The organism is Intrasporangium chromatireducens Q5-1 (assembly GCF_000576575.1).
Classification (GTDB): Bacteria; Actinomycetota; Actinomycetes; order Actinomycetales; family Dermatophilaceae; genus Intrasporangium_A; species Intrasporangium_A chromatireducens.
In genome coordinates, this window is record NZ_AWQS01000010.1 from 37,056 (window position 1) to 47,514 (window position 10,459).

Annotated in this window: 8 protein-coding genes; 1 reads left to right on the forward strand and 7 read right to left on the reverse strand. The window is 71.4% G+C overall.

Annotated features, from left to right (window positions below):
- Positions 1-2: 2 nt before the first annotated feature.
- The 4 genes from cydC to N864_RS02645 are packed head-to-tail and all read right to left on the reverse strand — an operon-like array spanning position 3 to position 5,946.
- Positions 3-1,712, reverse strand: coding sequence for a thiol reductant ABC exporter subunit CydC (gene cydC, locus N864_RS02630; protein WP_081793307.1), 1,710 nt, complete (start codon positions 1,710-1,712; stop codon positions 3-5).
- Positions 1,709-3,394, reverse strand: a complete 1,686-nt coding sequence (gene cydD, locus N864_RS02635) for a thiol reductant ABC exporter subunit CydD (protein WP_034713129.1) — start codon at positions 3,392-3,394, stop codon at positions 1,709-1,711. The genes cydC and cydD overlap by 4 nt, the downstream gene beginning before the upstream one ends.
- Before the next feature lie 18 nt (positions 3,395-3,412).
- Positions 3,413-4,480 carry a cytochrome d ubiquinol oxidase subunit II gene (gene cydB, locus N864_RS02640; protein ID WP_034713131.1) on the reverse strand — a complete coding sequence of 356 codons (1,068 nt, stop codon included), beginning with the start codon at positions 4,478-4,480 and terminating at the stop codon, positions 3,413-3,415.
- Between the two features lie 11 nt (positions 4,481-4,491).
- Entirely contained in the window at positions 4,492-5,946 is a 1,455-nt protein-coding gene (locus N864_RS02645; protein ID WP_034713132.1) for a cytochrome ubiquinol oxidase subunit I, read from the reverse strand.
- A gap of 147 nt (positions 5,947-6,093) precedes the next feature.
- Here N864_RS02645 and N864_RS02650 point away from each other — a divergent pair, with 147 nt between their 5' ends.
- The gene (locus N864_RS02650; protein ID WP_420805200.1) at positions 6,094-7,131 is read left to right on the forward strand and encodes a quinone-dependent dihydroorotate dehydrogenase; all 1,038 of its coding nucleotides are present in this window, start codon (positions 6,094-6,096) and stop codon (positions 7,129-7,131) included.
- A 114-nt stretch (positions 7,132-7,245) separates the two neighbouring features.
- On the opposite strand, the gene paaK is transcribed toward N864_RS02650, so the two are convergent.
- The 3 genes from paaK to N864_RS02665 all read right to left on the reverse strand — a co-directional run.
- Positions 7,246-8,580, reverse strand: a complete 1,335-nt coding sequence (gene paaK, locus N864_RS02655; RefSeq protein WP_034713133.1) for a phenylacetate--CoA ligase PaaK — start codon at positions 8,578-8,580, stop codon at positions 7,246-7,248.
- Positions 8,581-8,602: 22 nt separating this feature from the next.
- Positions 8,603-9,520 carry an amino acid ABC transporter ATP-binding protein gene (locus N864_RS02660; protein WP_081793308.1) on the reverse strand — a complete coding sequence of 306 codons (918 nt, stop codon included), beginning with the start codon at positions 9,518-9,520 and terminating at the stop codon, positions 8,603-8,605.
- Positions 9,520-10,459 (reverse strand): amino acid ABC transporter permease (locus N864_RS02665; protein WP_034713136.1); only part of this gene is annotated, 940 nt, incomplete at its 5' end. The genes N864_RS02660 and N864_RS02665, both read right to left, overlap by 1 nt.

The window sequence follows — 10,459 nt, forward strand, 5'->3', positions numbered from 1 at the left end:
ATCTACTCGGGCGGGCGCTGCATCGTGACGACCTGGTCGAAGAGCGAGAGCCCCTCGGGTCGGTGGGTGGCCATCACGATCGTTGGGTGGGGACCGGGTTCGGGGTCCGCGGTCAGGAGGTCGGTGAGGACGGCGGTGGCCGTCGGCGGGTCGAGGTGGGCGACGGGCTCGTCGAGGAGGATGACCGGGCGCCGGCTGAGGAGGGCCCGCGCGATCGCGATCCGGGCCCGCTCACCGCCGGACAGCCCGCGTCCACCCTCGCCGAGGCGGGTGTCGAGGCCCGCGGGGAGCGCGGCGAGCAACGGGGACAGCCCCGCGCGACGCAGCGCGTCCCGCACCTCGGCGTCGGTCGCTCCGGGCCGCGCCAGGGTCAGGTTGGCCCGCAGCGTGCTCGCGAAGACGTGCGGGAGGTCGTCGACGATGGCGACCTGGTCGCGCACGCACGCCGTGAGCAGGTCGGTGACGTCGACGCCGTCCCAGCCCACCGTGCCGCCGGTCGGCTCGAGGTGGCGGGCGAGGACGGCGAGCAGGGTGGACTTGCCTGACCCGTTCGGGCCGGTGAGAGCGACCCGTGAACCGGCGGGTACGTCGAGAGCGATCGGCCCGACGTCGGTCCTCCCGCCGGTCCACGAGGCTGTGAGGCCGCGCGCGGTGAGGCGCGGCGCGCCGGTCGTCGCCGGCAGGTCGGTCGTCCCGCCCGGCCCGACGGCGGGCTCGAGCCCGAGCAGTGCGTCGATCCGCGCCGCGCTGCCCGTGGCCCGGGCGAGCGCGCGCATCGCGTCGGTGAGCGGGGTGATGACCTCGCTCACGGCCACGGGGGTGAGGAGCAGCAGCGCCTTGACCGGGGCAGCCAGGGCGAGCGGCCAGACGACGACGGCGGTCAGCACGACGGCCCCGCCGACGAGGAGCAGGAACGCTGCGGAGGCCGTGGCGCGACCGATGCTCTGACGGCGAGTCGCGGTCGTGAGGGTCCGTTGGGCATCGTCGAGCCACCCCATGGCGGTGGGCCAGCCGCCGACTGCGTGCAAGTCCGTCGCCTGGCTCGTCATCAGCTCGCTGACCCTCATCACTTCTGCGCGCGCGGCGAGCAGCTCGGCGAGGGAACGGGACTCGAGGCGATAGGCGACGACACAGACCAGGGCGATGCCGACTGCGAGCGCCGACAGCACGAGCCCGACGGCCGGTGCGAGCCAGCTCGTCAGGAGGATCGCGAGCCCCCCTGCGACGACCGATGAGATGACCGGCACCGTGACGCGCACCTGGGCGTCGACCACGTCGTCGAGGTCGTCGACCACGCCGGCCAGCACGTCCGAGCGACGGCGGCGGCCGAGCCGCGCCGGAGTCAGCGGGATGAGGGCGTCGTATGCCGCCCACCTACGTCGCGCGAGCAGCGCGAGGGCAGCATCGTGGCTGACGAGGCGCTCCCAGTAGCGGAACACCGGCCTCGCGATGCCGAACGCGCGGACCGCCACGATGGCGGTCATCAGGGTCAGGATGATGGGCCGCTCGGCCGCGCGGACGATGAGCCACCCGCTCGTGGCGGTCAGGGCCATGCCGGACGCGGAGGCGATCCCGCCGAGGACGCCGCCCTTGACAATGCCGGGGGCCGGGCGCGCCACACCGGCGCGCCGGTCCTGCCGCCGTGGGGGGCGGAGATCCGGTGCGCCCTGCCGCGACGTGAGCACCACAGCGTGGGGGCTCCGGGCCGTCATCGGCGCACCTCCGCTCGCAGCTCGGTTGCCGGGCCGTGCACCGGCTCGAGGTGGACGTGGTGGTCGGCCAGTCGCAGCAGCTCGGGGCGGTGCGTCACCGCGACGACGACCCGGCGCTCCGCGAGCTCCGCGATGAGGGCGTGGGCCTGCTCGGCGGCGTCACCGTCGAGGTGGGCGGTCGGCTCGTCGAGCAGGACGAGCGGCTCGGTGCAGAGCGAGGCGCGGGCCAGGGCGATCCGCTGCCGCTGCCCGGCGGACAGCCCGAACCCGTCGTCGCCGAGCGGCGCGTCGAGGCTGCCGGGCAGGGCCGCGACGACGCCGTCGAGACCGACCCGGCGCAGGGCCTCCCACACTGCCTCGTCCCGGGTCGATGTCATGCCGCGGCTCATTGGGCTCGCAGATACATCGATGGAGGGGATGGGTCGGGGGGCGCCGAGGGTCACTGCGGCACGGACGGTGCCCGCGGGGATGAAGGGCCGCTGGGTCACCAGGTGCGCGGCCGGGGCCGTGACCGTGCCCCTGGTCGGGGTCCGGAGACCGGCCAGCAGCTCGAGGAGTGTCGACTTGCCCACGCCGGAGGGGCCGGTCACCACGGTGAGCCCCGGCGCCAGCCGGAGCGTGAGGTCACGGAGCACGGGGGCCAGCTCAGCGGCATACCGGTACTCCACCCCCTCCACCTCCACGAGCGCGGCGTTGGGGGTCGAACGCACCGGTGCGCCGCTGAGTGCACCCTCGCAGGCTGCGTTCGGAGCCTCGAGGTGGGCGAGGATCGCGTCGAGGGCGACGGCGCCGCCGGCAGCGGAGTGGAACTCGGCACCGACCCGACGGATCGGCCAGTAGGCCTCGGGCGACAGGAGGATCGCGACGAGCCCGGCCCCGAGCGACATCGTGCCCCACGACAGGCGCAGGCCCACCACGACGGCGACGATCGCGACCGAGATGCTGGCGAGCAGCTCGAGCGCCGCCGAGCTGAGGAAGGCGATCCGCAGGGTGGCCATCGTCGCGCTGCGGTGGCGTTCGCTGACCTCCTTGACGACGCCCACCTGGTGGCCGGCCCGGCCATAGCCGACAAGGGTGGGCAGCCCGCGGACGACGTCGAGGAAGTGCCCGGAGAGCTGGGCGAGGGCGACCCAGCGGCGTTCCGTCGAGGTCTGCGTCGCCTTGCCGATGAGGACCGCGAACACCGGCAGCAGGGGCAGGGTCAGCACGACGATGACCGCGCTCGGCCAGTCCACGACGGCGAGGGTTGCGATCGCGAGGCCGGGGACGAGCGCGGCGGTCAGGAGGGTGGGCAGGTAGCGGGCGGCATACGGCTCGACGGCCGTGGCCCCGGACGTCGCGAGCGTGACGGCGGTGTCGGGGTCGGGGCGCCGCTCCGCCGGCAGCCGGCCCCAGGCCCGCAGGAGTGCCGAGCGCAGCCGGGTCGAGACGGCCGCGCCGGCCCAGGCCGAGACGATGTCGGATCCCGCCGCGAGGAGGGCTCGGGCGGCGAAGAGGGCCGCCAGCCAGAGCGCCGGGGTGCCCACCGGCGCCCCCTCGACGACCGCGACGACGAGGGCGCTGAGCGCGAAGGCCGTCGCGACCGTGAGCGCGCCACTCAGCACGCCGACCGCCGTGAGGGCAGCGATCGGCGCGCGGACCGCGGGGACGGTCCGGAGCAGGCGCGGGTCGAACGGCTTCACTGTCTGGTATCGCTCCTGTCAGGGCACGTGCTCGAGCACGACGTCGTCGGGGATGTGCTGCGTCGTGAGCCGCTTGCGGAACACCCAGTAGGTCCAGCCCTGGTAGAGCAGGACGAGCGGGGTGAAGATGACCGCGACGATCGTCATGACCGTGAGCGTGTAGTGCGAGCTCGATGCGTTCGCCGTCGTGAGGCTCCACGCCGGGTTGGTCGACGAGGGCATGACGTTCGGGAAGAGGATGAGGAAGTAGGTCGCCACGGCCATGGCGATGGTGACGGCCGTGCCGATGAACGCCGGCCCCTCACGATCCTTGAGGTTGAACCACAGCGCGGCGACGAAGGCTCCGGCCGCGAGGATCGTCGTGACCCACGAGGCGAGCCCGCCACCCTGCAGGCCGAGGACGAGCAGGAGCAGCACGGCGAGGCCGGCGGCGGGCACGCCCGCTCGCGTCGCGATGCGCCGGGCGTCCATCCGGATCTGCCCATCGGTCTTCAGCGCGAGGAAGATCGCGCCGTGCGTCACGAAGAGGGCGACGAAGGTGAGGCCACCGAGCAGGCTCGTCGGGTTCAGCAGGGTGAAGAGGTTGCCGGTGTACTCCTTGGCGGCGTTGATCGGGACGCCGACGACGACGTTGGTCAGCGCCACGCCCCAGAGGAACGCCGGCACGAGCGAGCCCCAGAAGATCGCGAGGTCCCACCGGCGCTTCCACGTCTCCTCCGGCCGCTTGTGGCGGTACTCGAAGCCGAGGTTGCGCAGGATCAGGGCGACGAGGATGAGCAGCAGGGGCAGGTAGAAGCCGCTGAACATCGTGGCGTACCAGTGTGGGAAGGCGGCGAAGGTGGCGCCGCCGGCGGTGAGGACCCACACCTCGTTGCCGTCCCAGACGGGGCCGATCGTGTTGAGCATGACACGGCGCCGCTTCTCGACCTCCACGTCCGCCGCGGCGGGGGCCGCGTCCGCGGCGGCCCGCTTGCGCCCGCCCAGGACGGGCATGAGGACGCCGACCCCGAAGTCGAACCCCTCGAGGACGAAGTAGCCCGTCCAGAGGACGCCGATGATGATGAACCAGACGGTGCTGAGCTCCATGGCCTGCCCTCTCAGTAGGCGAAGACGAGGGGAGCGTCCTCGTCCCGGTCGGACGGTTCCTGCGGCGGCTCGTAGGGCTCGGCCCCACGGCGCACGTAGGTGAGGAAGAGCTTGATCTCGACGACGGCGAGCGCGCCGTAGAGCAGCGTGAAGACGACCATCGAGGTGATGACCTCACCCATGGACACGCCGGGAGAGACGCCGGCCCCGGTGGTCATGAGCCCGAAGACGAGCCACGGCTGGCGACCCACCTCGGTGAAGATCCATCCGAAGGAGTTGCCGATGACGGGCAGGATCGGTGCGGCGATCGCGGCCCAGTAGAGCCACCGGTGTGTCGGGGTGCGGTCCTTGCGGGTCAGCCACAGGACGGCGACCGCGATGGCGGCAGCGGCGATGCCGACCCCGATCATGAGACGGAAGGTCCAGTAGGTGGTCGGGATGTTCGGCACGTAGCTGGTCGCAGCGTCCTGGACGAGGGCGTTGCCCGAGGCCCCATAGGTGCTGAGGTACTGGGTGCGCAGGTCGTTGATGCCCTTGACGGCGCCGTCGAACGACCCGGTCGCGAGGAAGCTCAGCAGGCCCGGCACCTCGATGAGCGCGTTCGTGTGCTGCCCGTCGAGCGAGCCGATCGTCAGCACCGAGAAGGGCGCGCCCTCGCCGGCGGGGACGGAGTCGTAGATCGCCTCGGCCGCGGCCATCTTCATCGGCTGGACCTCGGTCATGATCTTGCCCTGCACGTCACCGGTGATCGCGACGCCGAGCCCGGCCACGAGCGTGACGACCGCACCGATCCGGGCGGCCTTGCGGTAGAGGGGTGCGTCGGGCGCCTTCTTGAGGGCCTCACGCCGCATGAGGTGCAGGCTGACGCCCATGATCACCGCGCCACCGACCATGTAGGCGGCGAGGGCGACGTGCGGGAAGGTGACGAGCTGCACCTTGTTGGTCAGCACGGCGAAGAAGTCGGTGAGCTCGGCGCGGCCGGTCGCCGGGTTGTAGGTGTAGCCGACCGGGTGCTGCATGAAGGAGTTCGCCGAGAGGATGAAGTACGCGGACAGCAGCGTGCCGATGTGGACGATCCACATCGTGGCCGCGTGCAGCTTCTCGGGGATCCGGCCCCAGCCGAAGATCCACAGCCCGAGGAAGGTCGACTCGAGGAAGAAGGCGAGCAGCGCCTCGACGGCCAGCGGTGCGCCGAAGATGTCCCCGACGAACCGGCTGTAGTCCGACCAGTTCATCCCGAACTGGAACTCCTGGACGATGCCCGTGACGAGCCCGAGGGCGAAGTTGATCGTGAAGAGCTTGCCGAAGAACTTCGCCAGGCGCATCCACTCCGGGTCGTGGGTCCGGACCCACTTCATGTGGAACCACGCGACGACCGCCGACAGGCCGATGGTGATCGGGACGAAGAGGAAGTGGTAGACGGTCGTGATGGCGAACTGCCATCTCGCCAGGTCGGTTGCATCCACGGTTGTCTCCCGGAGGGCCATTTCACTACGGAACGTAGTAGATACTACGCCACGTAGTATCTGCGGCCAATGTGGGGGCCCTCGCAATCCGCGGCACCCGCTGCGACAGCGACGGTGCGCGGGGGGCCGGCATCGGCTGATGGCACGATGGGCGCCGTGAGGTACGAGCGGGCGATGCGGCGGACCCTGTTCCGGCTCGGGGGTGGGGATGCGGAGGTGGCGCACGAGCACACCCTGGGGGCACTCGCCGCGCTGAGCCGGGCGACGCCGCTGCTCCACGGGCTGCGTCGGCTGTTCGCCGCCGACGCCCCTCGGGACGTCTTCGGGGTCCGGTTCCCCAGCCCGGTGGGGCTCGCCGCAGGTCTGGACAAGAACGGGGTCGCGCTGCCGGCCTGGCCGGCGCTCGGGTTCGGCTTCGTCGAGGTCGGCACGGTGACCCGCCACCCCCAGCCGGGCAACCCGCGCCCGCGCCTCTTCCGGCTCGTCGACAGCGGCGCCGTCATCAACCGAATGGGTTTCAACAACGCCGGCGCCGACGCCCTTGCCGCGCGGCTGCGGGCGCTCGGGCCGATCGGGGTGCCCCTCGGCGTGAGCATCGGCAAGTCCAAGGTCACGCCGGTCGAGGACGCAGTCGGCGACTACGTGTACTCCCTGCGGGTGCTGAGGCCCTACGCCGACTACTTCGCCGTCAACGTCAGCTCACCGAACACACCGGGCCTGCGGAGCCTGCAGGACCGGGGCGCGCTCGACACCCTGCTCGGCGCGCTGCGCGGCGAGAGCGACGGCACGCCGCTCCTCGTCAAGATCGCGCCGGACCTCACGGACGCCGCCATCGGGGAGGTCCTGGAGGTCTGCACAGCGCACGGGGTCGACGGGCTCATCGCCACGAACACGACGATCGGTCGGGACGGGCTCGTGCCGACGGACCGGGCCAGGGCAGCGGAGGCCGGTGGCCTCAGCGGGCGCCCGCTCACCGAGCGGTCCCGCGAGGTGGTGCGCTTCGTCCACCGGGAGGCGCCCGGCCTGCCCGTCATCGGCGTCGGCGGGATCGGCAGCGTCGACGACGCGCTGCGGATGCTCGACGCGGGGGCGGCCCTGCTCCAGCTCTACACCGGCTTCATCTACGGCGGACCGCCGCTCGTGCGCGCCATCAACCGCGCCCTCGCCGCGGGTTGCCCGCGCTAGCCGCATGCGCCACGAGAGCACGCGGTGTGTCCCTTTGTGGTCGTCGGACCGACGAAAAGGGCACGCGCCCACGCCGCCGACTGAGCGGCATACGGTGTGCTCCGGGGACGCCCGTCAGGCTCGGGGACGTTCGTCGACGATCCGGCGGGCCTTGCCGACCGACCGCTCGATCGAGCCGGGATCGCGGACCTCGACCCGGCACGTCGTGCCGATCCGGGTCTTGATGGTGTGCTCGAGCCGCCGCGACAGCGCTGCAGCCTCGGCGTCGGCCATCCGCTCGTGCGGCTCGACGAGCACGGTCAGCTCGACCATCCGGCCCGGCTGGCGCAGGACGCACTGGAAGTAGGGCGACAGGGCCGGCTCGGCCAGCACGTGCTCCTCGATCTGGGTCGGGAAGACGTTGACCCCGCGGATGATCATCATGTCGTCGCTGCGACCGGTGATCTTCTCCATGCGCCGCATCGAGGGAACCGCCGTGCCCGGCAGGAGCCGGGTCAGGTCGCGCGTCCGGTAGCGGATGACCGGCATGGCCTCCTTGCTGAGCGAGGTGAAGACGAGCTCACCCGGCTCGCCCTCCGGGACCGGCTCCTCCGTCACCGGGTCGATGACCTCGGGGTAGAAGTGGTCCTCCCACAGGTGCAGGCCGTCCTTCGTCTCGGCCGCCTCCTGCCCGACACCCGGGCCCATCACCTCGGACAACCCGTAGATGTCGACCGCGTCCATGCCGGTGCGGCCCTCGATCTCGGCCCGCATCGACTCGGTCCAGGGCTCGGCGCCGAAGATCCCGACCCGCAGCGACGTGTCGTGCGGGTCGAGGCCGAGCCGCTCCATCTCGTCGAGGAGGGACAGGAAGTAGGACGGCGTCACCATGATGACGCTCGCGCCGAAGTCGCGGATCAGCTGGACCTGTCGGTCCGTCATCCCACCGCTGACCGGCACGACGGTGCAGCCGAGCCGTTCCGCGCCGTAGTGCGCCCCGAGCCCACCGGTGAACAAGCCGTAGCCGTAGGCGACATGGACGACGTCGCCCGGCCGTCCTCCGGCGAGGCGGATCGACCGTGCCATCAGGTCGGCCCACGTGTCGATGTCGCGCCGCGTGTAGCCCACGACCGTCGGGCGGCCGGTCGTCCCGGAGCTCGCGTGGACGCGGACGACCTGCTCGCGCGGCACCGCGAACATGCCGAAGGGGTAGTTGTCGCGCAGGTCGGCCTTGCTCGTCAGCGGCAGCCGGGGCACGTCCTCGAGCGACCGGATGTCGTCGGGATGGACGCCCTTGGCCTCGAACGCCTTCCGATAGTGGGGGACGTTGTCGTATGCCGCTCGCACCGTCGCCTGCAGCCGCTCGGTCTGCAGCTGGCGCAGCGCGTCGACCGACAGCGTCGGAACGAGGCTCTCGTCGGTCCGCTGCGGCGATGCGCCCTGGTCGGGGCGGGAGGACGTCGTCGTCATGCCCCCCATTGTGTCCCGGGTGTCAGGTCGGTGGGCGTTCCGCGGCGTCCGCGGCCAGGTCGGCTGCTGCCGCCGGGCCCGGCACGTCGCGCCCGCCCTCCTCGCCGCCGCCCTCGCCGCCGCGCTCCTCCGCGTTGCGCATGCGCCGCAGGAAGGCTCGAGTGCGCTCGTTCCTCGGGTGCGCGATGACCTGCTCGGGTGGGCCCTCCTCGCAGACGACGCCGGCGTCCATGAAGACGACGTGGTCGGCGACCTCTCGGGCGAACTCCATCTCGTGCGTGACGACGATCATCGTCATCCCGGTGCGGGCCAGCTCGCGCATCACCCGGAGCACCTCGCCGACGAGCTCCGGGTCGAGGGCGGAGGTTGGCTCGTCGAAGAGCATCAGCTTCGGGTCCATGGCCAGGGCCCGGGCGATCGCCACCCGCTGCTGCTGCCCACCCGAGAGTGCGCCCGGGTAGGCCGCTGACTTGTCCGCGAGGCCCACGGACGCGAGCAGGTCCTGCGCACGGGCCCTCGCAACGCCCTTTCGCACGCCCTTGACCTGCGTCGGCGCCTCGATGACGTTCTCGAGTGCCGTCTTGTGCGGGAAGAGGTTGAACCGCTGGAAGACCATGCCGATCTCGCGGCGCTGGGCAGCGATCTGCTTGTCGGTGAGGTGGTGCAGCTGTCCCCGATCGTCCTGCCGGAAGCCCATCAGCTCGCCGTCGACCCAGATGCGTCCGCCGTCGATGGACTCGAGCTGGTTGATGCACCGCAGGAACGTCGTCTTGCCGGACCCCGAGGGCCCGAGCAGGCACACGACCTCGCCGCGGCGCACGGTCAGGTCGATGCCCTTGAGCACCTCGTTGCCGTGGAAGGACTTCATCACGTTGACGGCGCGGACGAGCGCCTCGTCCTGCGTGCCGCTTGACTGTCGCGTCGTGGCGGTCTGCGCCATCACGCACCTCCCATCCCGGCCGGCCGTGCCACCCGTTGCTGCTGGGCCCGCCGTGCCGCCCGCTTGCTCTGGCCGAAGCCCCGGCCGAAGTAGCGCTCGAGGTAGTACTGGCCGACCATGAGCACCGAGCAGACGATGAGGTACCACGCGACGACCGCGACGTAGGACGCCATGATCTCCAGCGTGCGCGTGCCGATGATCTGCACCTGGTAGTAGAGCTCGGTGATGATCGGGATCGCCACGAACAAGGAGGTGTCCTTGACCATGGCGATCGTCTCGTTGCCGGTGGGCGGCACGATGACGCGCATCGCCTGAGGCAGCACGATGCGCCGCATCGTCCTGCCGCTGCTCATCCCGAGCGCCTGGGCGGCCTCGCGCTGCCCGGGGTCGACGGAGATGATCCCAGCCCGGGCGATCTCGGCCATGTAGGCCGCCTCCGACATGCCCAGGCCGATGATGCCGGCCAGCAGGGTGCTCGAGAACGCCTGGAGACTGAGGTGGAAGAACGTGAAGTCGTTGGACAGCCCGAGGAGGTGCGCGAACTGCTGGCCGAACGGCACCCCGAAGTCGAGGGAGTTGTAGAGGAACGGGATGCCGGTGCCGATCATGCCGAGCAGCACGATGCGGGGGATGCCGCGGAAGAACCAGGTGTAGACGAAGGAGACCCAGCGCAGGACCGGGTTCTCGGACAGCCGCATCACGGCGAGGAGGACGCCACCGACGACGCCGAGGATCATCGCGCCGATCGTGCCGACGATGGTCCCCTTCCACAGGCCCTCGAGAACGGGCTGCTGGTTCATGATCTGCAGCGCGACGGGGAAGTTCCACTTCTCGTTCGTCACGAAGGAGCTGATCATCATCGCGACGAGGACCGCGATGATGATGACGGCGACCCAGCGCCACGGGTGCGGGACCGGCCGGGCGTGGATCGCGCCCGGC